Source organism: Pseudomonas sp. MMS21 TM103 (genome assembly GCF_022132145.1).
Lineage (GTDB): Bacteria > Pseudomonadota > Gammaproteobacteria > Pseudomonadales > Pseudomonadaceae > Aquipseudomonas.
This window is the reverse complement of record NZ_JAJISP010000001.1, coordinates 247,208-272,381: the sequence shown is the minus strand read 5'-3', so window position 1 is coordinate 272,381 and position 25,174 is coordinate 247,208. Positions and strand designations below refer to the sequence as shown.

21 protein-coding genes are annotated in these 25,174 nt (G+C 62.2%); 20 read left to right on the top strand and 1 reads right to left on the bottom strand.

What is annotated here, in order from left to right; all coding sequences use genetic code 11:
- Window position 1: 1 nt before the first annotated feature.
- The 15 genes from rsmH to lpxC all read left to right on the top strand — a co-directional run bounded on the left by rsmH (window position 2) and on the right by lpxC (window position 17,324).
- Window positions 2–943: a 16S rRNA (cytosine(1402)-N(4))-methyltransferase RsmH gene (gene rsmH, locus LJY18_RS01280; protein WP_238039935.1), complete on the top strand. Its 942-nt coding sequence runs from the start codon at window positions 2–4 to the stop codon at window positions 941–943.
- A complete protein-coding gene (gene ftsL, locus LJY18_RS01275) occupies window positions 940–1,233 on the top strand; it encodes a cell division protein FtsL (RefSeq protein ID WP_238039934.1) in 294 nt (97 codons plus the stop codon). The genes rsmH and ftsL overlap by 4 nt, the downstream gene beginning before the upstream one ends.
- On the top strand, window positions 1,233–2,963 hold the full coding sequence (locus tag LJY18_RS01270; RefSeq protein WP_238041088.1) for a peptidoglycan D,D-transpeptidase FtsI family protein: 1,731 nt from the start codon (window positions 1,233–1,235) through the stop codon (window positions 2,961–2,963). Before ftsL ends, LJY18_RS01270 begins: the two co-directional genes overlap by 1 nt.
- A complete protein-coding gene (locus LJY18_RS01265) occupies window positions 2,963–4,426 on the top strand; it encodes a UDP-N-acetylmuramoyl-L-alanyl-D-glutamate--2,6-diaminopimelate ligase (protein ID WP_238039933.1) in 1,464 nt (487 codons plus the stop codon). Before LJY18_RS01270 ends, LJY18_RS01265 begins: the two co-directional genes overlap by 1 nt.
- Window positions 4,419–5,798: a UDP-N-acetylmuramoyl-tripeptide--D-alanyl-D-alanine ligase gene (locus LJY18_RS01260; protein ID WP_238039932.1), complete on the top strand. Its 1,380-nt coding sequence runs from the start codon at window positions 4,419–4,421 to the stop codon at window positions 5,796–5,798. Before LJY18_RS01265 ends, LJY18_RS01260 begins: the two co-directional genes overlap by 8 nt.
- Window positions 5,799–6,881, top strand: coding sequence for a phospho-N-acetylmuramoyl-pentapeptide-transferase (gene mraY, locus LJY18_RS01255; protein WP_238039931.1), 1,083 nt, complete (start codon window positions 5,799–5,801; stop codon window positions 6,879–6,881).
- A gap of 7 nt (window positions 6,882–6,888) precedes the next feature.
- Window positions 6,889–8,235 (top strand): UDP-N-acetylmuramoyl-L-alanine--D-glutamate ligase, encoded by a 1,347-nt coding sequence (murD, locus tag LJY18_RS01250; RefSeq protein ID WP_238039930.1) that lies wholly within the window; start codon window positions 6,889–6,891, stop codon window positions 8,233–8,235.
- The gene (ftsW, locus tag LJY18_RS01245; RefSeq protein WP_238039929.1) at window positions 8,235–9,461 is read left to right on the top strand and encodes a putative lipid II flippase FtsW; all 1,227 of its coding nucleotides are present in this window, start codon (window positions 8,235–8,237) and stop codon (window positions 9,459–9,461) included. Before murD ends, ftsW begins: the two co-directional genes overlap by 1 nt.
- Window positions 9,451–10,521 carry an undecaprenyldiphospho-muramoylpentapeptide beta-N-acetylglucosaminyltransferase gene (murG, locus tag LJY18_RS01240; protein WP_238039928.1) on the top strand — a complete coding sequence of 357 codons (1,071 nt, stop codon included), beginning with the start codon at window positions 9,451–9,453 and terminating at the stop codon, window positions 10,519–10,521. The genes ftsW and murG overlap by 11 nt, the downstream gene beginning before the upstream one ends.
- A gap of 28 nt (window positions 10,522–10,549) precedes the next feature.
- Window positions 10,550–11,974 (top strand): UDP-N-acetylmuramate--L-alanine ligase, encoded by a 1,425-nt coding sequence (murC, locus tag LJY18_RS01235; protein ID WP_238039927.1) that lies wholly within the window; start codon window positions 10,550–10,552, stop codon window positions 11,972–11,974.
- Window positions 11,971–12,921 carry a D-alanine--D-alanine ligase gene (locus LJY18_RS01230; protein ID WP_238039926.1) on the top strand — a complete coding sequence of 317 codons (951 nt, stop codon included), beginning with the start codon at window positions 11,971–11,973 and terminating at the stop codon, window positions 12,919–12,921. Before murC ends, LJY18_RS01230 begins: the two co-directional genes overlap by 4 nt.
- 3 nt (window positions 12,922–12,924) lie before the next feature.
- Window positions 12,925–13,782 (top strand): cell division protein FtsQ/DivIB, encoded by an 858-nt coding sequence (locus LJY18_RS01225; RefSeq protein ID WP_238039925.1) that lies wholly within the window; start codon window positions 12,925–12,927, stop codon window positions 13,780–13,782.
- Between the two features lie 20 nt (window positions 13,783–13,802).
- Window positions 13,803–15,050 carry a cell division protein FtsA gene (gene ftsA / locus LJY18_RS01220; protein WP_238039924.1) on the top strand — a complete coding sequence of 416 codons (1,248 nt, stop codon included), beginning with the start codon at window positions 13,803–13,805 and terminating at the stop codon, window positions 15,048–15,050.
- A 56-nt stretch (window positions 15,051–15,106) separates the two neighbouring features.
- A complete protein-coding gene (gene ftsZ / locus LJY18_RS01215; protein WP_238039923.1) occupies window positions 15,107–16,300 on the top strand; it encodes a cell division protein FtsZ in 1,194 nt (397 codons plus the stop codon).
- Between the two features lie 112 nt (window positions 16,301–16,412).
- The gene (gene lpxC, locus LJY18_RS01210) at window positions 16,413–17,324 is read left to right on the top strand and encodes a UDP-3-O-acyl-N-acetylglucosamine deacetylase (protein ID WP_238039922.1); all 912 of its coding nucleotides are present in this window, start codon (window positions 16,413–16,415) and stop codon (window positions 17,322–17,324) included.
- 293 nt (window positions 17,325–17,617) lie between these two features.
- Here the strand turns inward: lpxC and LJY18_RS01205 are convergent, their stop codons facing one another.
- The gene (locus LJY18_RS01205; protein WP_238039921.1) at window positions 17,618–18,073 is read right to left on the bottom strand and encodes a DciA family protein; all 456 of its coding nucleotides are present in this window, start codon (window positions 18,071–18,073) and stop codon (window positions 17,618–17,620) included.
- Window positions 18,074–18,154: 81 nt separating this feature from the next.
- Between LJY18_RS01205 and LJY18_RS01200 the strand changes: the two genes are divergently transcribed.
- From LJY18_RS01200 to LJY18_RS01180, 5 genes are all read left to right on the top strand, one after another.
- Window positions 18,155–19,084 (top strand): M23 family metallopeptidase, encoded by a 930-nt coding sequence (locus LJY18_RS01200; protein ID WP_238039920.1) that lies wholly within the window; start codon window positions 18,155–18,157, stop codon window positions 19,082–19,084.
- A 117-nt stretch (window positions 19,085–19,201) separates the two neighbouring features.
- The gene (gene secA, locus LJY18_RS01195) at window positions 19,202–21,940 is read left to right on the top strand and encodes a preprotein translocase subunit SecA (protein WP_238039919.1); all 2,739 of its coding nucleotides are present in this window, start codon (window positions 19,202–19,204) and stop codon (window positions 21,938–21,940) included.
- Between the two features lie 192 nt (window positions 21,941–22,132).
- Complete coding sequence (gene argJ, locus LJY18_RS01190) at window positions 22,133–23,350, top strand: bifunctional glutamate N-acetyltransferase/amino-acid acetyltransferase ArgJ (protein ID WP_238039918.1); 1,218 nt, start codon at window positions 22,133–22,135, stop codon at window positions 23,348–23,350.
- A 158-nt stretch (window positions 23,351–23,508) separates the two neighbouring features.
- Complete coding sequence (locus LJY18_RS01185; protein ID WP_238039917.1) at window positions 23,509–24,141, top strand: glutathione S-transferase family protein; 633 nt, start codon at window positions 23,509–23,511, stop codon at window positions 24,139–24,141.
- A complete protein-coding gene (locus tag LJY18_RS01180; protein ID WP_238039916.1) occupies window positions 24,138–25,088 on the top strand; it encodes a Nudix family hydrolase in 951 nt (316 codons plus the stop codon). Before LJY18_RS01185 ends, LJY18_RS01180 begins: the two co-directional genes overlap by 4 nt.
- The last annotated feature ends 86 nt before the right edge of the window (window positions 25,089–25,174 follow it).

Below are 25,174 nucleotides of genomic sequence, written 5' to 3'. Positions count from 1 at the left end.
TATGACCAGCAACTTTCGCCATATTACTGTGCTACTCGACGAGGCTGTCGATGGGTTGGCCGTGCGTGCGGGTGGCTGTTACCTGGATGGTACCTTCGGCCGCGGCGGGCATAGCCGGTTGATCCTCGAAAGGCTCGGGCCAGACGGGCGTTTGCTGGGGTTTGACAAGGACCCCTTGGCGATAGCCACGGGAAATGAGTTAGCGGCCGAAGACGGCCGCTTTGTCGTTGTGCAGCGCAGTTTTGCGGAACTTGGCGAGGAAGCTGCTGTCCGCGGGCTGGTTGGCAAGGTCAGTGGAGTCCTGCTGGACCTGGGCGTTTCCTCGCCGCAGCTGGACGATGCCGAGCGTGGTTTCAGCTTCCTCAACGACGGTCCGCTGGACATGCGCATGGATCCCTCGCGCGGCGTCAGTGCGGCGCAGTGGATCGCCAGCGCCAGTGAAGAAGAAATCGCCAGGGTCTTCAAGGAGTATGGCGAAGAGCGTTTCGCCAAGCGCATGGCTCGCGCCGTGGTGTTGCGTCGTGCGGAGCAGCCCTTTGAGCGTACCGCTGACTTGGCCCAGGTGCTGACGGTGGCCAATCCCGCCTGGGAGAAGGGCAAGAATCCGGCGACTCGCGCGTTCCAGGGGCTGCGCATCTACATCAATAACGAACTCGGTGATCTGCAGCGTGGTCTCGACGCCGCGCTGGAGACGCTTGAAGTGGGTGGTCGCTTGGTGGTGATCAGTTTTCACTCCCTCGAGGACCGCATCGTCAAGCAGTTCATGCGCAAGCATGCCAAGGGCGAGCGGGACGAGTATCCGCGCGATCTGCCAATCATCCCCAAGGCCTTCGAGCCCCGTTTGAAGCTGATCGGCAAGCCGCAGTTCGCGTCCGAAGCCGAGCTGAAGGCCAATCCGCGTTCGCGTAGCGCCGTCATGCGTGTGGCGGAGAAAATGCGATGAACGCAGTCTTCGCCAAGCCATTGCCAAAGGGCAGCCTGCTGATGCTGGTGCTGTTCCTTTGCGTGCTTGGTACGGCGTTGGCGGTCTCTTACTGTGCGCACTGGAATCGTCAGTTGCTCAATGGGCTGTATGCCGAGATGAGCACCCGCGACAGGGCCCAGGCCGAATGGGGGCGTTTGATTCTCGAACAGAGCACCTGGACCGCCCCCAATCGTATTGAAACCCTGGCCCGCGAGCAGCTGAAGATGCGACTTCCCGAAGCCGCCGAAGTGCGCATGGTGGCGCGATGATCAAGCTCGAAGGGGCACTTTATCCCTGGCGCTTCCGCTTGGTGCTGCTGCTTCTGGCGCTGATGGTTGGTGCAATTGTCTGGCGCATCATCGATCTGCATGTCTTCGACCATGACTTCCTCAAGGCCCATGGCGATGCGCGCAGCGTGCGGCATATTCCGATTCCTGCGCATCGTGGCTTGGTCACCGATCGCAATGGCGAGCCGTTAGCAGTCAGTACCCCGGTCACCACGTTGTGGGCCAATGGCAAAGAGTTGCAGGCAGGCAAGGCCCGCTGGCCGGCCTTGGCGGCGGCGCTGGGGCAAGAGCCAAAGGCGCTTGCCGTGCGCCTGCAGGCCAATGCCGAGCGCGAATTCCTGTATCTGGTGCGTGGTCTGACGCCGGAGCAAGGACAGCGAGTTCTCGACCTGAAGCTGGCGGGTGTATATGCCATCGAAGAGTTTCGGCGTTTTTATCCCGGCGGCGAAGTGACCGCCCACGTGGTCGGTTTTACCGATATCGACGATCGCGGTCGCGAAGGCATGGAGCTGGCTTACGATGAGTGGCTGGCCGGCGTGCCGGGCACGCGTCAAGTGCTCAAGGATCGCCGTGGCCGTTTGATCAAGGATGTTCAGGTCGCCCAGAATGCCAAGGCGGGTAAAGCGCTGGCGTTATCGATCGACCTGCGTCTGCAGTATTTGGCACATCGCGAGTTGCGCAACGCCCTGGTCGAGTTCGGGGCCAAGGCTGGCAGCCTGGTGATGATTGATGTGAAGACCGGCGAAGTGCTGGCGATGGTCAACCAGCCCACCTACAACCCGAATAACCGTCGCGATATGCAGCCGGCCGCCATGCGTAACCGGGCCATTATCGACGTGTTCGAGCCGGGCTCGACCATGAAGCCATTTTCCATGAGTGCCGCGTTGAAGAGCGGCCGCTGGAAACCGACCGATACCGTCGATGTGTCTCCAGGCACCCTGCAGATTGGCAGGTACACGATTCGAGATGTCTCACGCAGCACTGGGCCGTTGAGCCTTACTGAAATTCTGATCAAGTCGAGCAACGTCGGCATGAGCAAGATCGCCTTCGATATTGGCGGCGAGTCCATCTACGCGTTGATGCAGCAGGTTGGATTGGGGCAGGACACCGGTCTCGGCTTTCCAGGCGAGCGGGTCGGCAATCTGCCCAATTACCGCGAATGGCACAAGGCCGAAACCGCCACCCTGTCTTATGGCTATGGCTTGTCGGTGACGGCTGTGCAGTTGGCACATGCCTACTCGGTATTGGCCAATGATGGTCGCAGCATACCCTTGTCGTTGACGCGAATTGATCGCAAGCCGGATGGTGCGCAGGTGATCCCTGAAACTATCGCCAAGATCATGCAAGGCATGCTCCAGGAAGTGATCGAAGCGCCTGCGGGCGTGTACCGGGCCAAGGTTCCGGGCTACCACGTGGCGGGCAAGAGTGGTACCGCGCGCAAGGTTTCGAAAGACTCGAGGGGTTATCGAGATAATGCCTACCGCTCATTGTTCGCCGGTTTCGGTCCGGTCAGTGATCCGCGGATTGCCGTTGCCATCGTGATTGACGAGCCCAGCAAGGGTGGTTACTACGGTGGTTTGGTGTCCGCGCCGGTATTCAGCAACGTCATGGCGGGCGCCTTGCGGCTGCTGAATGTCGTACCGGATAACCTGGCGCCGCCGGTCGAATCGCAAGCGACGGCGGTGAACGCAGTAAAGGGAGGGCGCATCTGATGCCCATGCCTCTGAATCAATTGTTGCCTGAAGCCGCCAGTGCGGTGCTGATCCGTGAATTGACCCTGGATAGTCGCAAGGTGCGCCCCGGTGATCTGTTCCTGGCCGTTCCGGGTGGCCAGCAGGACGGTCGCATGCATATAGCCGACGCGATTGCTCGCGGTGCCGCTGCGGTGGCCTATGAGGCCGAGGGTGCGCCAAGCATGACGGCCGGCGGCGCCGAGCTGGTGGCGATCAAGGGCTTGGCCGGTCAGCTGTCGGCCATCGCCGGGCGCTTCTATGGTGAACCGAGCCGCAGGTTGCACCTGGTCGGCATCACGGGCACCAACGGCAAGACCAGCGTCAGCCAGTTGCTGGCCCAGGCCCTTGATCTGCTGGGCGAGCGCTGCGGCATCGTCGGTACCCTGGGTAATGGTTTTTACAACGCCTTGGCCCTCGGTCGGCATACCACCCCGGATCCGATCGGCGTGCAGGCCACCCTGGCCGACCTGAAGAACGCTGGTGCCCGCGCGGTGGCGATGGAAGTCTCATCCCATGGCTTGCACCAGAGCCGCGTCGCCGCGCTGGCGTTCGATGTGGCGGTCTTCACCAACCTGTCACGCGATCATCTGGATTATCACGGTTCGATGGACGCCTATGGCGCGGTCAAGGCGGCCTTGTTCGCCTGGCCGGGTTTGCGTTGTCGGGTGCTCAATCTGGACGACCCATTCGGTCGTGAACTGGCCCGCATAGAGCATGACTCGCGCCTGATCAGCTACAGCCTGGAGGATCCCGCGGCTTATCTGTTCTGCCGGGACGCCCAGTTCGACGAGCAGGGTGTACGGGTCAAACTGGTCACCCCGCGCGGCGAGGGCAACGTGCGCAGCGCCCTGCTGGGGCGCTTCAACCTGAGCAACCTGCTGGCCGTGGTCGGTGCGTTGCTGGGCATGGATTATCCGCTCGACGAAATCCTCAAGGTGCTCCCGCAGTTGCAGGGGCCGGTCGGGCGCATGCAGCGCTTGGGCGGGATCGCGCAGCCCCTGGTGGTGGTCGATTACGCGCACACCCCGGATGCCCTGGAAAAGGTGCTCGAAGCCCTGCGGCCGCATGTCAAAGGGCGTCTGTTGTGCCTGTTCGGCTGTGGTGGTGACCGTGATCGCGGCAAGCGTCCGCTGATGGCCGCCGTGGTCGAGCGTCTCGCCGATGGCGTGCTGGTCACCGACGACAACCCGCGTAGCGAGGCACCCGAACAGATTTTCAGCGATATTCGCGCAGGTTTTGCCATGCCCGACCGCGTGCAGTTCGTCCATGGTCGCGGCCAAGCCATTGCCCGGTTGATCGCCGCCGCCGAACCGGCCGATGTGCTGGTGCTGGCTGGTAAGGGTCACGAGGACTATCAGGAAATCAGCGGCGTGCGCCAGCCATTCTCCGATCTGGTCGAAGCTGGCAAAGCCCTGGCTGCATGGGAGGTTGCACATGCTTAAAGCCCTGCGCTTGAGCGAAATTTGCGTGGCGCTGAATGCGCGCCTGATCGGTGAAGATTGCGCCTTCGATGCGGTCAGCACCGACAGCCGTGCGATTCAAGCGGGCCAGTTGTTCATCGCGCTGAGCGGACCGAACTTCGATGGTCACGACTACCTGGCCGATGTTGCTGCCAGGGGGGCGGTGGCTGCACTGGTCGAGCGGGAAGTGGCGGACGCACCTTTGCCACAGTTGCGGGTGGCGGATACGCGCCTGGCGCTTGGCCGGCTCGGTGCCCTGAATCGTCAGGCCTATGGCGGCCCGCTGGTTGCGGTCACCGGTTCCAGCGGCAAGACCACGGTCAAGGAAATGCTGGCCAGCATTCTGCGCACGGCGTTCGTCGAACAGGGCAATTGCGTGCTGGCCACCCGCGGCAATCTGAACAATGAACTGGGGGTTCCACTGACCCTGCTGGAACTGGCGCCGCAGCACAAGGCTGCGGTGATCGAACTGGGCGCCTCGCGCGTCGGTGAAATCGCTTACACCGTCAGCCTGGCGCAGCCCCATGTGGCGATCATCACCAACGCTGGCACCGCCCATGTTGGCGAGTTTGGCGGGCCGGAAAAAATCGTCGAGGCCAAAGGCGAGATCCTCGAAGGGCTCGGCGAGGGCGGGGTTGCCGTGCTCAATCGTGACGATGCGGCCTTTGCGCTCTGGCAGCGGCGCGCCGGCGACAAGCGGGTTCTCAGTTTCGCCTTGCACGATTCGGCAGCCGACTTCCATGTCAGCGACCTGGCGCGCGATGCGCGCGGTTGCTCGACGTTCACCCTGCATTGCGCCGATGGCCTGGCACGTATCCAGCTCAACCTGCTCGGCGAGCATAATGTGGCCAATGCCTTGGCTGCCGCGGCGGCGGCGTGGGCCCTGAGCGTGCCGTTGGTCGATATCAAGAATGGCCTGGAAAACCTGCAGCCGGTCAAAGGCCGCGCTGTAGCGCAGCTGGCGACAAATGGCGTGCGGGTGATCGATGACAGTTACAACGCTAACCCCGCGTCGATGTGCGCGGCGGTTGATATACTCGCCGGCTTCTCTGGTCGCACCGTTCTGGTGCTCGGGGACATGGGCGAGCTGGGAGCCTGGGCCGAGCAAGCTCACCGCGAGGTGGGCCGGTATGCGGCGGGCAAGGTAGCCGCGCTCTATGCGGTTGGCCCGCTGATGGCTCATGCGGTTGCCGCATTCGGTGCAGATGGCCGGCACTTTGCCGATCAGGCCAGCCTGATCGAAGCGCTCCGCGGCGAACAGGGCGACACCACCATTCTAATCAAAGGTTCACGCAGCGCCGCGATGGATAAAGTCGTGGCGGCGCTCTGTGGCACATCCGGGGAGAGTCACTAAATGCTGCTGCTGCTGGCGGAGTACCTGCAACAGTTCCACAAGGGCTTCGCGGTCTTTCAGTACCTGACCCTGCGCGGCATTCTCGGTGTGCTGACCGCACTGGCGCTGTCGTTGTGGCTGGGGCCGTGGATGATCCGTACCTTGCAGATTCGCCAGATCGGCCAATCAGTGCGCAACGACGGGCCGCAGTCGCACCTGTCGAAGAAGGGCACGCCGACCATGGGCGGCGCGCTGATTCTCTCTGCCATCGCGATCAGCACCTTGCTCTGGGCGGACCTGAACAATCGCTATGTGTGGGTGGTGCTGGCAGTAACCCTGCTGTTCGGCGCGATCGGCTGGGTCGACGACTACCGCAAGGTGATCGAGAAGGATTCGCGCGGCCTGCCGAGTCGCTGGAAGTATTTCTGGCAATCGGTGTTCGGTCTGGCTGCGGCCTTGTTCCTTTATATGACTGCGCAGACCCCGGCAGAAACCACCCTGATCCTGCCATTGCTCAAAGACGTCAGTATTCAGTTGGGCTTCGGCTTCGTGGTGCTGACCTACTTCGTCATCGTTGGCTCGAGCAACGCGGTCAACCTCACCGATGGCCTGGATGGCCTGGCGATCCTGCCCACCGTTATGGTCGGCGGTGCCCTGGGGATCTTCTGCTACCTGTCGGGCAACGTGAAATTTGCCGAATACCTGTTTATCCCCTACCTGCCGGGTGCGGGCGAGTTGATCGTGTTCTGCGCCGCGCTGGTCGGTGCCGGTCTGGGCTTCCTCTGGTTCAACACTTACCCGGCCCAGGTGTTCATGGGCGATGTCGGCGCGCTGGCGCTGGGTGCAGCCCTAGGCACCATTGCGGTGATCGTCCGCCAGGAAGTGGTGCTGTTCATCATGGGCGGGGTGTTCGTCATGGAAACCCTGTCGGTGATCATCCAGGTCGCTTCGTTCAAATTGACCGGCAAGCGGGTGTTCCGCATGGCGCCGATTCACCACCACTTCGAGTTGAAAGGCTGGCCCGAACCTCGCGTCATCGTACGTTTCTGGATCATCACCGTGATTCTGGTGCTGATCGGTCTTGCCACCTTGAAATTGCGTTGAGGAGACTATGAGCCTGATCGCTTCCGACCAGTTCCGCATCGTTGTCGGCCTCGGCAAGAGCGGCATGTCCCTGGTGCGTTTTCTCGCGCGCCAGGGCCTGGCCTTTGCCGTGGTCGATACCCGGGCCAATCCGCCGGAGCTGAGCACCCTGCGCGAACAGTTCCCGCAGGTGGAGGTGCGTTGCGGCGAACTGGACGTGGACTTCCTCTGCCGTGCCAGCGAGTTGCTGGTCAGCCCGGGCCTGGCCATCGCCACCCCGGCGCTGCAGGAAGCGGCCAGACGTGGAGTGAAGCTTTCCGGGGATATCGATCTGTTCGCTCGTTATGCCAAGGCGCCCATCGTGGCCATTACCGGTTCCAACGCCAAGAGCACCGTTACCACATTGGTTGGCGAGATGGCGGCGGCAGCCGGCAAGAAGGTCGCGGTAGGCGGCAACCTGGGTACTCCTGCGCTGGATCTGCTCGGCGACGAAGTCGAGCTGTATGTGCTGGAACTGTCCAGCTTCCAGTTGGAAACCACCGATCAGCTGAACGCCGAAGTGGCGACCTGCCTGAACATCAGCGAAGACCATATGGATCGCTACCCCTCGTTGGCGGCCTATCACCTGGCCAAGCACCGGATCTTTCGCGGCGCGCGCCAGGTGGTGGTCAATCGCGACGATGCCTTGTCGCGGCCACTGGTGGCGGACGACATGCCGTGCTGGTCGTTCGGTCTGGGCAAGCCGGACTTCAAGCGCTTCGGTCTGCTGGAGGAGAACGGCGAGAAATACCTGGCCTATCAGTTCGACGCGCTGCTGCCGGTGCGCGAGCTGAAAATCCGTGGTGCGCATAACCAGTCCAATGCCCTGGCGGCGCTGGCCCTGGGGCATGCGGTCGGGCTGCCGATGGCGCCGATGCTGGAGGCCCTGAAACGCTTTGCAGGCCTGCCGCATCGCTGCCAGTGGGTCGGTGAACGTAACGCCGTGAGCTACTACGACGACTCCAAGGCGACCAACGTCGGCGCCGCCCTGGCCGCTATCGAGGGCCTGGGCGCGGACATCGCCGGCAAGCTGGTGTTGATTGCCGGTGGCGACGGCAAGGGTGCCGACTTCACCGCCTTGGCCAAGCCGGTCGCGCAGTACTGTCGTGCAGTGGTGTTGCTCGGCCGCGATGCCGAGCGCCTGGCTGCGGCGCTCGACGACAGCGTGCCGCTGGTCCGGGTAACCAGCCTGGAGGAGGCCGTGCAGCGCTCTGCCGAACTGGCCCAGCCGGGCGATGCCGTGCTGCTCTCGCCGGCTTGCGCCAGCTTGGATATGTTCAGGAATTTCGAAGAACGCGGACGCCTGTTCGCCCAAGCCGTGGAGGCGCTCGCCTGATGCTCGCCTTCCTGCGCCCATCCCCGTCCCCGCTGTTCAGCCGTCGTGGCCTGGACATGGACTTCCCGTTGCTTGCCGGCTGTCTGACCCTGCTCGGCCTGGGTCTGGTGATGATCGCTTCCGCCTCTACCGAGGTGGCCGCAGTGAATGTGGGTAGCCCGCTGTACTACATGATCCGTCACCTGATCTACCTGTTGGTCGGCCTCGGCGCCGCCATTGTGGTGCTGTTGATCCCGCTGGAGACCTGGCAGCGTCTCAGTGGGGCGGCGTTGCTGGCCGCCTTCGCCATGCTGGTGCTGGTGCTGGTACCGGGAATTGGTCGCGAAGTGAATGGTTCGATGCGCTGGATCGGCTTCGGTGCATTCAACGTGCAGCCTTCGGAAATCGCCAAGTTGTTCGTGGTGATCTACCTGGCCGGCTACCTGGTGCGTCGTCAGGCAGAAGTGCGCGAAAGCTGGGCGGGGTTCTTCAAGCCCTTCGTCGTCTTGCTGCCGATGGCGGGCTTGCTGCTGCTGGAGCCGGACTTCGGTGCCACCGTGGTCATGATGGGCGCCGCAGCAGCCATGCTGTTCCTTGGCGGCGTCGGCCTGCTGCGTTTCGGCCTGATGGTCGGGCTGGCCGTCGGGGCGATCTTCGTCCTGGTGCAGACCCAGGAATACCGTTTGCAGCGCCTGATCACGTTCACCGACCCCTGGGCCGATCAGTTCGGCTCCGGCTACCAATTGACCCAGGCGTTGATCGCCTTCGGTCGAGGCGAGTGGTTCGGCGTCGGCCTGGGTAACAGCATTCAGAAACAGTTCTATTTACCTGAAGCGCACACCGACTTCGTGTTCGCCGTGCTCGCTGAAGAGTTGGGCATGCTGGGCGCTCTGATTACCGTTGGCTTGTTCGTCTTTGTCGGCGTACGTGCCCTGTATATCGGCTTGTGGGCCGAGAGGGCCAAACAGTTTTTCGCCGCCTATATCGCCTACGGCCTGGCGTTCCTCTGGATCGGCCAGTTCCTGATCAATATCGGGGTCAACATCGGGCTGCTGCCGACCAAGGGCCTGACCTTGCCGTTCCTCAGCTATGGCGGCAGTTCCCTGGTGATCTGCTGCGTCAGCCTGGCGCTGCTGCTGCGGATCGAGTGGGAGCGGCGCACCCAGTTGGGCAGCGAGGATGCCGATTTCACCGAGTCTGATTTTTTTGACGAGAAGCATGCGCAGGAGCCTGCCAATGCCCGGTAATGTCCTGATCATGGCCGGCGGTACCGGCGGGCACGTGTTCCCGGCCTTGGCCTGTGCTCGCGAGTTCCAGGCGCGCGGTTACCGCGTGCATTGGCTGGGCACTCCGCGCGGCATCGAGAACGAATTGGTCCCGGCCGCCGGCCTGCCGTTGCACCTGATCAACGTCACGGGTTTGCGCGGCAAGGGCACGCTGTCGCTGCTCAAGGCACCGTTCCAGCTTATCAAAGCACTGTTCCAGGCTCGTAAAGTGGTACGTGAGCTGCAGCCGGTGTGCGTGTTGGGCATGGGTGGCTTCGTCACCGGCCCGGGCGGCCTGGCGGCCAAGCTGGGTGGGGCGCCGCTGATCATCCATGAGCAGAATGCCGTGGCCGGCACCGCCAATCGCAGCCTGGCGCCATTTGCCAGCCGCGTTTGCGAGGCCTTCCCGAATACCTTCGGCGCTTCGGCCAAGCGCCGCACCACGGGCAATCCGGTGCGCGAGGAGCTGTTTCTGGAAACTCCGCGCGCAGCGCTACGCGATCGCCGGCCGCGCCTGCTGATTCTCGGTGGCAGCCTGGGCGCCGAGCCGCTCAACAAACTGCTGCCTGCGGCACTGGCAATGCTGCCAAGCGAGCTGCGCCCGGAAGTGTTCCACCAGGCCGGCAAGCAACACGATGTCATTACTGGCGAACGTTACCGCGATGCCGGCGTCGAAGCGCAGGTCGCTCCGTTTATCAAGGACATGGCTCGCGCCTATGCCTGGGCCGATCTGGTGGTATGCCGCGCCGGTGCCTTGACCGTCAGCGAACTGGCCGCCGCCGGTCTGCCGTCGTTCCTGCTGCCGCTGCCCCATGCCATCGATGATCACCAGACGCGTAACGCCGGCTATCTCGCCAGGGAGGGCGCTGCCGTCCTTCTGCCGCAACGCTCCACAGACGCCGCCACGTTGGCTGCACAGCTGTCCGAGGTCTTGATGCACCCTGAACGATTGAACGAAATGGCGCGTACTGCGCGGCGTCTGGCCAAGCCCGATGCAACCCGCACTGTTGTTGATATTTGTCTGGAGGTGGCCCGTGGTTGAGAGTCGCAAAACTTTCCCGCAGCCTGAAATGCGCCGTATCCACCGCATCCACTTCGTCGGCATCGGTGGTGCCGGTATGTGCGGCATCGCCGAAGTGCTGCTCAACCTGGGCTATCAAGTGTCCGGCTCTGATCTCAAGGCTTCGGCGGTCACCGAACGTCTGCAGAGCTTTGGCGCGCAGATCCATATCGGCCATCGCGCTGAGAATGCCGAGAACGTCGATGTGCTGGTGGTCTCCAGTGCCGTGAATACCTCCAACCCGGAAGTGGCCGCCGCCTTGGAACGACGTGTTCCGGTGGTGCCGCGCGCGGAAATGCTCGCCGAGCTGATGCGTTACCGGCATGGCATTGCCGTGGCCGGCACTCATGGCAAGACCACCACCACCAGTCTGCTGGCCTCGGTGTTTGCCGCCGGTGGCCTGGACCCGACCTTCGTCATCGGTGGTCGCCTGAACGCGGCGGGCACCAATGCCCAGCTGGGTGCCAGCCGCTACCTGATTGCCGAAGCGGATGAAAGCGATGCCAGCTTCCTGCATTTGCAGCCTATGGTCGCGGTGGTCACCAATATCGACATGGACCACATGAGCACCTACGAGGGCGACTTCAACAAGTTGAAGAAAACCTTCGTCGAGTTTCTGCATAACCTGCCGTTCTACGGCCTGGCGGTGATGTGCGTCGACGACCCCATCGTGCGCGAGATCCTGCCGCAGGTGGCGCGACCGACCATGACCTATGGCTTCGGCGAAGATGCCGACGTGCGAGCGATCAACGTGCGCCAGCAAGGCATGCTGACCTTCTTCACCGTGTTGCGTCGCGACTGCGAGCCGCTGGATGTCTCGGTCAACATGCCGGGCAATCACAACGTCCTAAATGCCCTGGCGACAATCGCCATCGCCACCGATGAAGGCATCAGCGATCAAGCCATCGTCCAGGGCCTGTCCGGCTTTCAGGGTGTCGGTCGACGCTTTCAGGTCTACGGCGAACTGCCGGTGGCCGGCGGCAGCGTGATGCTGGTCGACGACTACGGCCACCACCCGCGCGAAGTCGCGGCGGTGATCAAGGCGGTGCGCGGTGGCTGGCCGGATCGTCGTCTGGTGATGGTCTACCAGCCGCATCGCTTCAGCCGTACCCGCGACCTTTACGAGGATTTCGTCCAGGTCCTGGCCGACACCAACGTATTGTTGCTGATGGAGGTGTATCCGGCCGGCGAAGAGCCGATCCCGGGTGCCGACAGCAAGCACCTGTGCCACAGCATTCGTCAGCGTGGCCAGTTGGACCCGATCTACATCGAGCGTGGCGTCGATCTGGCGCCCCTGGTCAAACCGCTGTTGCGCGCTGGCGACATCCTGCTGTGCCAGGGTGCCGGCGATATCGGGGGCCTGGCCCCGCAACTGCTGCAAAGCACGCTGTTCGCCGCGGCTGCCGGCGAGTCGAAAGAAGCGGAGTCCAAATGAGCGCTGAAACCTTGAAGTCGCACCTGCCCGTTTCTGCTTTCGGTCGCGTCGCCGTGCTATTCGGCGGCAAGAGCGCCGAGCGCGAAGTCTCGCTGAACTCCGGTAATGCCGTGCTCAAGGCTCTGCAAGGTGCCGGCGTGGATGCCTTTGGCATCGATGTCGGTGACGATTTTCTGCAGCGTCTGTTGGCCGAGAAAATCGACCGTGCTTTCATCGTGCTGCACGGTCGCGGCGGTGAAGACGGCAGCATGCAAGGCCTGCTCGAGTGCGCCGGTATCCCTTACACCGGCAGCGGTATTCTGGCTTCCGCCCTGGCCATGGACAAGCTGCGCACCAAGCAGGTCTGGCAAAGCCTCGGTCTGTCGACGCCGCGTCATGCGGTATTGACCAGTGCCGAGGACTGCCGCGCCGCCGCCGTCGAGCTGGGTTTCCCGCTGATCGTCAAGCCGGCCCATGAAGGCTCCAGCATAGGCATGGCCAAGGTGGCCGATGTCGACGCCTTGATCGCCGCCTGGCAGGACGCCGGTCAATACGATTCGCAGGTGTTGGTCGAACAGTGGATTCACGGTCCGGAATACACCATCGCCCTGCTGCGCGGCCAGGTGCTGCCGCCGATTGCCCTGGGCACGCCCCATTCGTTCTATGACTACAACGCCAAGTACTTGGCCAGCGACACCCAGTACCGCATTCCCTGTGGCCTCGATGCGGCCAAGGAAGAAGAGCTGAAAAACCTCAGTGTGCGGGCCTGTGAAGCGGTCGGTACCCAGGGCTGGGCGCGGGTCGATGTGATGCAGGACGCGGCCGGACAGTTCTGGCTGCTGGAGGTCAACACCGTGCCGGGCATGACCGACCACAGCCTGGTGCCAATGGCGGCGCGTGCTGCCGGTCTGGACTTTCAACAACTGGTGTTGGCGATCCTCGCCGACAGCCTTGAGGCGCGGGGTTAAACCATGATCGCCACTCTGCGTCACCAGCCAGGCTCTGCACGTGCACCGTTGCGCGGCAAGCCTGCGCAGCGCGGTGCCAGCCGCCCGGTGGCCAAGGAGTCGATCAGCCTGCGTTTGCCGAAACCCAATTTCGTTCTGCTCAAGCGCATCACCTGGCCGCTGTTGTTGCTGGTGTTGGGCTTCGCGGCATACGAGTTGGCGCAACGCCTGCTGCCCTACGCGGACCGGCCGATCGCCAAGATCAGCGTCGAGGGCGATCTCAGTTACATCAGCCAGCAGGCGGTTCAGCAGCACATTGAGCCGTTCGTCAAAGCGAGCTTTTTCAGTGTCGACTTGCCGGGCATGCGTCATGAACTGGAACAGATGCCCTGGATCGCCAGTGCGCAGGTGCGGCGGGTTTGGCCTGACCAGTTGGTGGTGCGCCTCGAGGAACACCTGCCGATCGCCCGTTGGGGCGATGAGGCCCTGTTGAACAATCAGGGCAAGGCCTTCGCACCCAAGGAGCAGGCGAACTATCAGCACCTGCCGCAACTCTATGGCCCCAAGCGGGCACAACAGAAGGTGATGCAGCAGTACCAGATGCTCAGCCAGATGTTGCGTCCCTTGGGCTTTTCCGTGGTGCGTCTGGAGCTGCGTGAGCGCGGCAGCTGGTTCCTCTCCACCGGTCAGGGGATCGAGATGCTGTTGGGTCGCGATCACCTGGTGGAAAAAGTGCGTCGTTTCATCGCCATCTACGACAAGGCGTTGAAAGAGCAACAAGCGAATATCGCGCGAATCGATCTGCGTTATGCCAACGGCCTGGCCGTGGCGTGGCGTGAGCCGGTTGCGCCCACGGCGGCTGATACCGCTGTCGTGCAGTGAATCAGGAGAAGGCGAGACCCATGGTAAACGTGCAGAGCGGCAAGATGATCGTTGGCCTCGATATCGGCACCTCCAAGGTGGTGGCGCTGGTTGGTGAAGTGACTGCCGATGGTCAGTTGGAGATCGTGGGTATCGGCACCCACCCGTCACGCGGCCTGAAGAAGGGCGTGGTGGTCAATATCGAATCGACCGTGCAGTCAATCCAGCGTGCGGTGGAAGAGGCGCAGCTGATGGCGGGTTGCCGCATCCACTCGGCCTTTGTCGGCGTGGCCGGTAATCACATTCGCAGCCTCAACAGCCACGGCATCGTGGCCATCCGTGATCGCGAAGTCAGCCCGGCCGACCTCGAGCGCGTACTGGATGCGGCCCAGGCCGTGGCGATTCCGGCGGATCAGCGGGTGCTGCACACCCTGCCGCAGGATTACGTGATCGACAATCAGGAAGGCGTGCGCGAGCCGTTGGGCATGTCTGGCGTGCGCCTGGAGGCCAAGGTGCATGTGGTGACCTGCGCGGTGAATGCGGCGCAGAACGTCGAGAAGTGTGTGCGCCGCTGTGGCCTGGAGATCGACGACATCATTCTCGAGCAGCTGGCTTCGGCCTATGCGGTGTTGACCGACGACGAGAAGGAACTGGGCGTATGCCTGGTCGACATCGGCGGCGGTACCACCGACATCTGCATCTTCACCGAAGGCGCGATTCGCCACACTGCAGTGATTCCGATTGCCGGCGATCAGGTTACCAACGACATCGCCATGGCGTTGCGTACGCCGACCCAGTACGCCGAAGAAATCAAGATTCGTTATGCCTGCGCCCTGGCCAAGCTGGCCGGTGCCGGCGAGACCATCAAGGTGCCGAGCGTCGGCGATCGTCCGCCGCGCGATCTGTCGCGCCAGTCCCTGGCCGAAGTGGTCGAGCCGCGCTATGACGAGCTGTTCACCCTGATCCAGGCCGAGCTGCGTCGCAGCGGCTACGAGGACCTGATCCCGGCGGGCATCGTGCTCACCGGCGGCACCTCGAAGATGGAGGGTGCGGTCGAGCTGGCCGAGGAAATCTTCCATATGCCGGTCCGGCTGGGCATGCCGCAAGGCGTCAAGGGCCTGGCGGACGTGGTGCGCAACCCGATTTATTCCACCAGCGTGGGCCTGCTGCTGTATGGCCTGCAGAAGCAGGCTGACGGCATCTCGATGTCGAGCATCGGCAGCTACAACGATGAACCCAAGACCCCCGTATTCGAGCGCATGAAGCGCTGGGTACAGAGCAATTTCTGATTTGAAAAGTGTTTTATGCAGTAGGCGTTACAACTAGAAAGCAAAGGAGAGGGAAAATGTTCGAACTCGTAGACAACATCCCGCAAAGTGCGGTCATCAAGGTAATTGGCGTGGGCGGCGGCGGCGGTAATGCAGTCAACCACATGTCGAAGAACAACATCGAAGGCGTCGAGTTCATCTGCGCCAATACCGATGCACAAGCACTGAAAAACATCGGTGCGCGCACCATTCTGCAGCTGGGCACTGGCGTGACCAAAGGCCTGGGCGCGGGCGCCAACCCTGAAATCGGCCGCCAGGCTGCCATGGAAGACCGCGAGCGCATCGCCGAAGTACTGCAAGGTTGCGACATGGTCTTCATTACCACCGGTATGGGTGGTGGTACCGGCACTGGCGCTGCGCCGGTGATCGCCCAAGTGGCGAAGGAAATGGGCATTCTCACCGTCGCTGTGGTGACTCGTCCGTTCCCGTTCGAAGGTCGCAAGCGTATGCAGATCGCCGAAGAAGGCATTCGTGCCCTGGCGGAAAGCGTCGACTCGCTGATCACCATTCCCAACGAGAAACTGCTGACCATCCTCGGTAAAGACGCCAGCCTGCTGTCGGCGTTCGCCAAGGCGGATGACGTGTTGGCCGGTGCCGTGCGCGGCATCTCCGACATCATCAAGCGTCCGGGCATGATCAACGTCGACTTCGCCGACGTGAAAACCGTGATGAGCGAAATGGGCATGGCCATGATGGGCACTGGCTGCGCCAGCGGTCCGAACCGTGCGCGTGAAGCCACTGAGGCGGCAATCCGCAATCCGCTGCTGGAAGACGTCAACCTGCAGGGCGCGCGTGGCATCCTGGTGAATATCACCGCCGGTCCTGACCTGTCCCTGGGCGAATACTCCGACGTGGGTAACATCATCGAACAGTTCGCGTCCGAACACGCCACCGTCAAGGTGGGTACCGTGATCGATCCGGACATGCGCGACGAACTGCACGTCACCGTGGTCGCCACTGGCCTGGGCGCGAAAATCGAGAAACCGGTCAAGGTGATCGACAATACCGTGCAGGTCACGACCAGCAGTGCTGCTTCGTCGGCTGCGACTCCAGCTTCGCGTGGCGAGCAAAGTGTCAATTACAAGGACTACGAACGACCAACCGTTCAGCGTCAAAGCCACGCTGGCGGTGCGGCCGCGGCCAAACTGAACCCACAGGATGACTTGGATTATCTGGACATTCCGGCCTTTCTGCGTCGTCAGGCCGATTGATGGAATGTATCAGGAGTATTGGGGCGATTGGTGTTCAGCAAAGGCCGGTTCTGCTATTATCGCCGGCCATTGTTGAAAACAATTCGCAACTAGTGCTATAGCGGCCAAAGCCATGATCAGACAACGTACCCTGAAGAACATTATCCGCGCCACTGGCGTCGGCCTGCATTCCGGGGAGAAGGTATACCTGACCCTGAAGCCGGCACCTGTGGACACCGGTATCGTGTTCCGTCGTACCGACCTTGACCCTGTCGTGGAAATTCCCGCGCGGGCAAGCAATGTCGGTGAAACCACCATGTCGACCACGTTGGTCAATGGTGACGTCAAGGTGGATACGGTAGAGCACCTGCTTTCGGCCATGGCTGGCCTGGGCATCGATAACGCCTACGTCGAGCTCTCCGCATCCGAAGTACCGATCATGGATGGCAGTGCTGGTCCCTTTGTATTCCTGATTCAGTCCGCAGGATTGCAAGAGCAGGACGCCCACAAGAAGTTCATCCGCATCCTTCGCGAAGTGACGGTCGAAGAGGGCGACAAGAGCGCCACCTTCGTGCCTTTCGAAGGCTTCAAGGTGAGCTTTGAGATCGATTTCGATCACCCGGTTTTCCGCAATCGTACCCAGTCGGCCAGTGTGGACTTTTCCAGCACCTCCTTCGTCAAGGAGGTTAGCCGCGCACGCACCTTCGGCTTTATGCGTGACATCGAGTTCCTCCGTTCGCAGAACCTGGCACTCGGCGGCAGCGTGGATAATGCCATCGTGGTGGATGAGTTTCGTGTGTTGAACGAAGACGGCCTGCGTTACGAGGACGAATTCGTCAAGCACAAGATCCTTGATGCCATTGGCGATCTTTACCTGCTGGGCAATACCCTGATCGGTGAGTTTCGCGGCTTCAAATCGGGGCACGCCCTGAACAACCGTCTACTGCGCGCGTTGATCGAGCAGACGGACGCTTGGGAAGTGGTCACCTTCGATGACATCAAGAATGCGCCTATCTCCTACATGCGTCCGGTTGCGGCGGTGTAAGTAAAAACTCTCTCTTCCTTTGTTTTTGAAGCCACCTGCGGGTGGCTTCTTTTTTTCTGCGAAACAGCCGCAAGCCCGTGCTTTGGCCGGGTGTGCGATTGAGATCCACCTGCGGGTAACCGGCCTGGCATGGGGGTGGGTTAGACAAACCCTGCCAATGGCGATGATCCGGCAAGATTCGTTACGCGGAGCGCCTCGATGGCGGCGTCTGCTCGCTGAGCACGTGGCACCGCTAGCCGACCGTTCAGTGTTTCGGCATTTCAGGGGTGACGCGACCCTGGCTGGGTATGGCGCTATTCGCGGGGTTGGCCGTGCTTGGCCAGGCGTTCCAGGGCGGCGCGCAACTTGGGGTCGGTTATGCCATCGGCAGTTGCCTGGATATTCTCGGCAGCGCTGCTGGAAAGGCTGATTGTGCGACCGGGTGCACGCCTTTCGACAGTTGGCGGTTGCACCTTGAACAGGATCTTGGTTAAGGTCGCGAACTCTTCGAGTGTCTGCAGTTGCCTGAGCAGGCGCCGTTGTTGATAACGCAAGCGGGTGGCCCAGTGGCCGTCGTTGACTATAAGAAGCAGGCAACCCTCGCGCCAGGACGCTACATGGCAGTGTTCGCGGGCCGCGGGTTGCAGCTGGCTTTCGAGTAAGTGCTGCAGGCGATCGATACGTTGCGCCTGGTTGAACAGCGCTTTCAAGGGTTTCGCTTCGCGCAGTAGCGCGGCGGGTGCTTTAGCCGGCAAAGGACGAAACGACATGGCAGGACGCCTGAGATTGTGGAGCCGCCATGGTAGCAGAATCTCTGCTGCCGACTTGGGCTCCACCTTAAAGGGGAAGCCATGCACATTATTCTACTCAGTCGCGGCCATGGCGCCGCGCGTTCGCTGAGCCTTGATTTACGTTGGCTGCTGGTGGCGCTGCTCATACTGTTAGCCGCGGCGCTTGGCAGTGGGGTCGCGGTGGGAGCGTGGGTCATACCGCAACAAGTCGAGCTCTCGCCAGGCAGTGCGCAGTTGACCGAGGCACTGAATCGGCAGCGAGCAGAAGTGGGTGCGGTGCGGGTCGATGCACAGCGTCAACTGGATGCCTTCGGTGCCCATGTTGCCGAGTTGCAGTCCCGTTTGACCCGTCTGGATGCATTGGGCGAGCGCTTGACCGAGCTGGCCGAGCTGGATGCCAGTGAATTTGATTTTTCCTTGAGCGTGGGGCAGGGCGGTCCCGAAGAACTGTTCGGCGGCGCGGCCTATGCGCCGCCGTCATTCATCAGCACCCTCGATGACCTGGCTATGCGCCTGGACAGCCGCGAGCAGCAGCTCGAGGTGCTGGAGCAGCTGCTTGCCGACCGCCAGCTCAATGAAGCCGAATACCTTGCGGGGCGTCCGGTCCTGCAAGGTTATATGTCTTCGTCATTTGGCCGACGTACCGACCCCCTTACCGGGCGTTTTAGCGTGCATAAGGGCGTGGACTTCGCCGCCAAGGCCGGCAGTGATGTGGTCGCCGTAGCAGCTGGCGTGGTGACCACCTCCGGCCGGCGCTCGGGCTACGGTAATGTCGTGGAAATCAGCCATGCCGATGGCTACGTCACCCTGTATGCGCACAATCAGGCCAACCTGGTGCAGGTTGGCGATCTGGTGCAGCGCGCCCAGGTTATCGCCAAGGTTGGCAGCACCGGCCGCTCTACCGGTCCTCATGTGCATTTCGAAGTCAGTAAAAATGGCCGGGTGGTCAATCCTACCAGCTATATCGCTCGAGTCAGCGACGTCGAATAACGCCGCTTTCTTCATCTCCGTTTCCGGGTAGAATGCCCCCTTCGCACGCAGCCATGACGGCTGCATGGGCGACTCATGGGCCGCCCTCCATCCATACGCGTGGAAGACCCTGCCTATATGTTTGCGCCTTTGTTGAAAAAATTCTTTGGAAGCAAGAACGAGCGTGAAGTCAAACGCATGCTCAAGACGGTTCAGATCGTCAATGCCTTCGAGGAGCAGATGCTCGCACTCTCGGATGAGCAACTGCGTGCCAAGACCGCCGAGTTCAAAGCTCGCCTGGGCAAAGGTGAAACCCTCGATCAGTTGCTGCCGGAGGCCTTCGCTGTAGCCCGTGAAGCGGGCAAGCGCGTCATGGGTATGCGCCACTTCGATGTGCAGCTGATCGGTGGCATGACCTTGCATGAAGGCAAGATTGCCGAAATGCGCACCGGTGAGGGCAAGACCCTGGTGGCGACCCTGGCGGTCTACCTCAACGCGCTGGAAGGCAAAGGCGTGCATGTGGTCACGGTGAACGACTACCTGGCCCGTCGCGACGCCAACTGGATGCGTCCGCTGTACGAGTTCCTCGGCATGTCGGTGGGCATCGTCACGCCCTTTATGCCGCCGGAAGAGAAGCGCGAAGCCTATGCCGCCGATATCACCTACGGTACCAACAACGAATTCGGTTTCGACTACCTGCGCGACAACATGGCCTTCAGCATGGAGGACAAGTTCCAGCGCGAGCTGAATTTCGCCGTGATCGACGAAGTCGACTCGATCCTTATCGACGAGGCGCGTACCCCGTTGATCATCTCCGGTCAGGCCGAAGACAGCTCCAAGCTGTATACCGAAATCAACAAGCTGATTCCGACCCTCAAGCTGCACATCGAGGAAGAGGAAGGCGTGGTCACTCAGGAAGGCCATTACACGGTCGACGAGAAGACCCGTCAGGTCGAACTGAATGAGGCTGGCCACCAGTTCGTCGAGGAAATGCTCACCGAGGTTGGCTTGCTGGCCGAGGGCGAGAGCCTGTATTCGGCGCATAACCTCGGCTTGCTGACCCACGTCTATTCCGGCTTGCGGGCGCACAAGCTGTTCAACCGCAATGTCGAATACATTGTGCAGAACGATCAGATACTGCTGGTCGACGAACACACTGGTCGCACCATGCCGGGCCGGCGCCTGTCCGAGGGCCTGCATCAGGCCATCGAGGCCAAGGAAGGTTTGCCGATCCAGGCCGAGAGCCAGACCCTGGCCTCTACCACCTTCCAGAACTACTTCCGCCTGTACAACAAACTGTCCGGTATGACCGGTACCGCCGACACCGAAGCCTTCGAGTTCCATCAGATCTACGGCCTGGCGGTGATCGTGATTCCGACCAACCGGCCGATGGCACGCAAGGACTTCAACGACCTGGTCTATCTGACCCAGGAAGAGAAGTACGCGGCGATCATTACCGATATCAAGGAATGCCAGGCCCTGGGCCGGCCGATTCTGGTCGGTACGGCGACCATCGACAGTTCCGAATATGTCTCACGCCTGCTGACCAAGGAAGGCATCGAGCACAAGGTACTGAATGCCAAGTTCCATGAAAAAGAGGCCGAGATCATCGCTCAGGCAGGGCGTCCAGGCGCGCTGACCATCGCCACCAACATGGCCGGTCGCGGTACCGATATCGTCCTGGGCGGTAACTGGGAGGTCGAAGTGGCTGCCCTGGAAAACCCCACCGACGAGCAGATTACACAGATCAAGGCCGACTGGCAGAAGCGCCATCAGCAGGTGATCGAGTCCGGCGGCCTGCATGTGATCGCCTCCGAGCGTCACGAGTCGCGGCGCATCGACAACCAGTTGCGCGGTCGCTCCGGACGTCAGGGCGACCCGGGCTCCAGCCGCTTCTACCTGTCGCTGGAAGACAACCTGATGCGCATTTTCGCCTCGGATCGGGTGAAGAATTTCATGAAGGCCCTGGGCATGCAGCCCGGCGAGGCGATCGAGCATCGCATGGTCAGCAACGCCATCGAGAAGGCGCAGCGCAAGGTCGAGGGACGTAACTTCGACATGCGCAAGCAGCTGCTGGAATTCGATGACGTATCCAACGAGCAGCGCAAAGTGATTTATCACATGCGCAATAACCTGCTGGCTGCCGATGACATTGGCGAAACCATCGCCGAGTTCCGCAAGGAAGTGCTGGAAGGCATCATCAACGAACATATCGCGCCGCAATCGTTGCCCGAGCAATGGGATATCGCTGGTCTGGAAGAGGCGCTGTACGCCGGCTTCAACCTCAGGCTAGCGATCCAGCAGTGGCTCGACGACGACCACAAGCTCTACGAAGAAACCCTGCGCGAGCGCATTCTGCAAGAGCTGATCGCGGCCTACAACGAGAAGGAAGAGTTGGCCAGCGCCGAGGCTCTGCGTAGCTTCGAGAAACAGATTCTGCTGCGCGTGCTCGACGACCTGTGGAAAGACCATCTGTCGACCATGGATCACCTGCGCCACGGTATCCACCTGCGAGGCTACGCGCAGAAGAACCCCAAGCAGGAGTACAAGCGCGAGTCGTTTACCCTGTTCCAGGAGCTGCTCAATTCGATCAAGCGCGACACTATCCGGGTCTTGTCCCATGTTCAGGTGCGTCGCGATGACCCGGTCGAGGAAGAGGCACGTCTGCGCCGCGAAGCCGAGGCGCTGGCCGAACGCATGCAGTTTCAACACGCCGAGGCTTCTGCCCTGATGCAGCCCGCCGCCGCCGTGGTTGAAGATGGTGATGTGGCAATTGCGCCGCCGCCAGTGCGTTCCGAGCCGAAGATCGGCCGCAACGAGCCTTGTCCCTGCGGTTCCGGCAAGAAATACAAGCATTGTCACGGCCAGGTCAACTGACAAACTCGTTGATAAACCACGGCGGGCTTGGCGCGCCAGGTTTCTCAGCGGCCTGTTGGTCACCGGCTTGAACGGGTAGATTGCTCATGCTACCTACAACGCCGCGAACGGCTTGGCCGCTCGCGGCGTTTTACCATCGAATTCGCTCGTGCCCTGTGGCGCGACACTTAAATCCCTCAAGGAGCACACCCTATGGCTGTTGGTCTTGGCCCGCTGTCTACCCTGCACCCGGTTCCAGGTTTCGAGCTGGGCATCGCTTCGGCCGGCATCAAGCGCCCCGGGCGCAAGGATGTGGTAGTCATGCGCTGCGCCGAAGGCTCCAGCGTGGCCGGGGTGTTCACCCTCAATGCCTTCTGTGCCGCACCGGTGATCCTGGCGCGAAAGCGTGTGCTGGGTAGCGTGCGCTATCTGCTGACCAATACCGGCAATGCCAACGCCGGCACCGGCGAGCCCGGCTTGCAGAATGCCATGCGCTGCTGCGCCAGCCTGGCGCAGCTGGCCGGTGTCGAGGAGGGGGCAGTGCTGCCGTTCTCGACCGGGGTGATCGGCGAGCCCTTGCCGGTAGAGAAGATCGAGGGCGCCTTGCAGGCGGCCCTGGACGACCTGGCTGCGGACCACTGGGCTGAAGCGGCCACCGGCATCATGACCACCGACACCCTGCCCAAGGGCGCCAGCCGCCAGTTCGTGCATGACGGCGTGACCGTCACTGTCACCGGCATCAGCAAGGGTGCCGGGATGATCAAACCGAACATGGCGACCATGCTCGGTTACATCGCTACCGACGCCAAGGTCAGCCAGAGTGTGTTGCAGGATCTGCTGCGCGATGCGGCGAACAAGTCGTTCAACCGCATCACCATCGACGGCGATACCTCGACCAACGATTGCTGCATGTTGATCGCCACTGGCCAGGCACCGCTGGAGGAAATTACTCAGGCCAGCGGCGCGCTGTTCGCCGCACTCAAGCAGTCGGTGTTCGAGGTGTGCATGGAGGTGGCCCAGGCCATCGTGCGTGACGGCGAGGGCGCGACCAAGTTCGTCACCGTGCAGGTCAATGGCGGGGCGACTCACCAGGAGTGCCTGGACGTCGGCTACGCGGTGGCCCATTCGCCGCTGATCAAGACTGCGCTGTTCGCCTCCGACCCGAATTGGGGGCGCATCCTCGCCGCAGTCGGCCGCGCCGGTGTGGCGCAACTGGATGTCAACCTGATCGACGTGTTCCTCGGCGACGTGTGCATTGCCAGTCATGGTTGCCGTGCTGCCAGCTACACCGAAGAGCAGGGTGCGGCGGTGATGGCCGAAGCGGAAATTACCATTCGCATCGAGCTGGGGCGGGGCACCTGCAGCGAGACGATCTGGACCACCGATCTGTCCCATGAGTACGTGAAGATCAACGCCGAATATAGGACTTGAGGGTAGCCTGCGGCCTTTAGGGCGCAGGGTAGGGGCGATCGGGCCCGGCTATTCCCGTTGTTCATGGGGGCATGCACAACGGGAATTTGCTATTGGGTGGCGGTGCGTCTTAATGTCCGTTGACCCTTCAGCAACCGCATCACGCAAGGAGTGCCCCCATGTCCCTGGTTCTGATCATCGGCGACAAAACCTATTCTTCCTGGTCGCTGCGCGCCGCCTTGGCCATGGAACTGGCCGAGGCGCCATACAGCGAAGTGCTGATCCCGCTCGATCGCCCGGACACCCGGGCGCGCATCCTTGCGCACTCGCCGACCGGCAAGGTGCCGTTGCTGCAGACCGAGGAGGGGCCAGTGTGGGATTCCCTGGCGATTGGCGAATACCTCGCCGAAAGCTACCCCGAGGCCTACCTGTGGCCGCGCGGCGAATACGCCCGCGCGGTGGCGCGCAGTGTCTGTGCCGAGATGCACAGCGGTTTTGCTGCGCTGCGCGCACATCTGCCGATGGATCTCAAACGCGATCAGGCATTAGACGAAATGCCGGCTGATGCCGAGGCCGATATCCGGCGCATCTGTGCGCTCTGGGCCGAGTGCCGCGGCAACTTCGGCGAGGGCGGTCCCTTCCTGTTCGGTCACGCCAGCCTGGCGGATGCCTTCTTCGCGCCTGTCGCGGCTCGGCTGCGCAGTTACCGGGTGGCGTTGCCCGAGGTGGCGGCGGCGTATGTGGCTACGGTCTATCAGTGGCCGGCCTTCCAGCGCTGGTTTCAGGCGGCTCAGGAGGAACGGTTGGAGTGAAACGCATTCATGTAGCCGCCGCGGTGATCCGCGCGGCAGATGGCCGCATCCTGATTGCCAAGCGCCCGGACGACAAGCACCAGGGCGGTCTGTGGGAGTTTCCTGGCGGCAAGGTTGAGCCCGGCGAGGCGGTGGAGGCCGCCCTGGCTCGCGAGCTGGAGGAGGAGCTGGGGATTCGCCCAACCGATGCGCGGCCATTGATTCAGGTGCATCACGATTACCCGGACAAGCAGGTATTGCTGGATGTCTGGGAGGTCTCGGCCTTCGTCGGCGAACCCCACGGCGCCGAAGGTCAGGCGCTGGCCTGGGTCGGTTCGCGGCAGTTGACCGAGTATCAGTTTCCAGCGGCGAACCAGCCGATCATTGCCGCAGCCCGTTTGCCCGACCGCTACCTGATCACCCCAGAGGGGCTGTCCCCGCAGGCGTTGTTGCAGGGGGTGCAAGCGGCACTGGCCGCCGGCACCCGGCTGATCCAGCTGCGTGCGCCGGGTATGTTCGATGCCCAGTACCGCGACTTGGCCCTGGATATCCAGGGGCTCTGCGCGGGCAAGGCGCAGCTGATGCTCAAGGGACCGCTGGAGTGGCTGGCAGACTTCCCCGCAGCGGGCTGGCACCTGACCGCCGAGCAGCTACGCCGCTATGCCGACCAGGGGCGACCCTTGGTCCCAGGTCGTTGGTTGGCGGCCTCCTGTCATTCGGCGCAAGAGCTGGCACTGGCAACGCGGATGGGGGTGGATTTCGTCACCCTGTCACCGCTGCAGGCCACCCAGACTCACCCTGATGCACCTGCACTGGGTTGGGCTCTGGCCGGCGAATTGCTGCGCAGTTTCAATCAGCCAGCCTACCTGCTTGGCGGTGTTGGCCCGCAGCACCTGGCTCACGCATGGCAAGTGGGCGCTCAGGGCATCGCCGGTATCCGCGCGTTTTGGCCATCGCCGGCGGATTGAGGGCGCAGGCCTACTGAAGTGCTCTAGCCCGTGCAATTGCTGTTAGACACATCGAGCGGCTGCCCTTAACCTGCGCGATCACTTTC

Coding starts and splice junctions, on each gene's coding strand:
- rsmH (WP_238039935.1), top strand. CDS start 2: ATGACCAGCAACTTTCGCCATATTACTGTGCTACTCGACGAGGCTGTC.
- ftsL (WP_238039934.1), top strand. CDS start 940: ATGAACGCAGTCTTCGCCAAGCCATTGCCAAAGGGCAGCCTGCTGATG.
- LJY18_RS01265 (WP_238039933.1), top strand. CDS start 2,963: ATGCCCATGCCTCTGAATCAATTGTTGCCTGAAGCCGCCAGTGCGGTG.
- LJY18_RS01260 (WP_238039932.1), top strand. CDS start 4,419: ATGCTTAAAGCCCTGCGCTTGAGCGAAATTTGCGTGGCGCTGAATGCG.
- mraY (WP_238039931.1), top strand. CDS start 5,799: ATGCTGCTGCTGCTGGCGGAGTACCTGCAACAGTTCCACAAGGGCTTC.
- murD (WP_238039930.1), top strand. CDS start 6,889: ATGAGCCTGATCGCTTCCGACCAGTTCCGCATCGTTGTCGGCCTCGGC.
- ftsW (WP_238039929.1), top strand. CDS start 8,235: ATGCTCGCCTTCCTGCGCCCATCCCCGTCCCCGCTGTTCAGCCGTCGT.
- murG (WP_238039928.1), top strand. CDS start 9,451: ATGCCCGGTAATGTCCTGATCATGGCCGGCGGTACCGGCGGGCACGTG.
- murC (WP_238039927.1), top strand. CDS start 10,550: ATGCGCCGTATCCACCGCATCCACTTCGTCGGCATCGGTGGTGCCGGT.
- LJY18_RS01230 (WP_238039926.1), top strand. CDS start 11,971: ATGAGCGCTGAAACCTTGAAGTCGCACCTGCCCGTTTCTGCTTTCGGT.
- LJY18_RS01225 (WP_238039925.1), top strand. CDS start 12,925: ATGATCGCCACTCTGCGTCACCAGCCAGGCTCTGCACGTGCACCGTTG.
- ftsA (WP_238039924.1), top strand. CDS start 13,803: ATGGTAAACGTGCAGAGCGGCAAGATGATCGTTGGCCTCGATATCGGC.
- ftsZ (WP_238039923.1), top strand. CDS start 15,107: ATGTTCGAACTCGTAGACAACATCCCGCAAAGTGCGGTCATCAAGGTA.
- lpxC (WP_238039922.1), top strand. CDS start 16,413: ATGATCAGACAACGTACCCTGAAGAACATTATCCGCGCCACTGGCGTC.
- LJY18_RS01205 (WP_238039921.1), bottom strand. CDS start 18,073: ATGTCGTTTCGTCCTTTGCCGGCTAAAGCACCCGCCGCGCTACTGCGC.
- LJY18_RS01200 (WP_238039920.1), top strand. CDS start 18,155: ATGCACATTATTCTACTCAGTCGCGGCCATGGCGCCGCGCGTTCGCTG.
- secA (WP_238039919.1), top strand. CDS start 19,202: ATGTTTGCGCCTTTGTTGAAAAAATTCTTTGGAAGCAAGAACGAGCGT.
- argJ (WP_238039918.1), top strand. CDS start 22,133: ATGGCTGTTGGTCTTGGCCCGCTGTCTACCCTGCACCCGGTTCCAGGT.
- LJY18_RS01185 (WP_238039917.1), top strand. CDS start 23,509: ATGTCCCTGGTTCTGATCATCGGCGACAAAACCTATTCTTCCTGGTCG.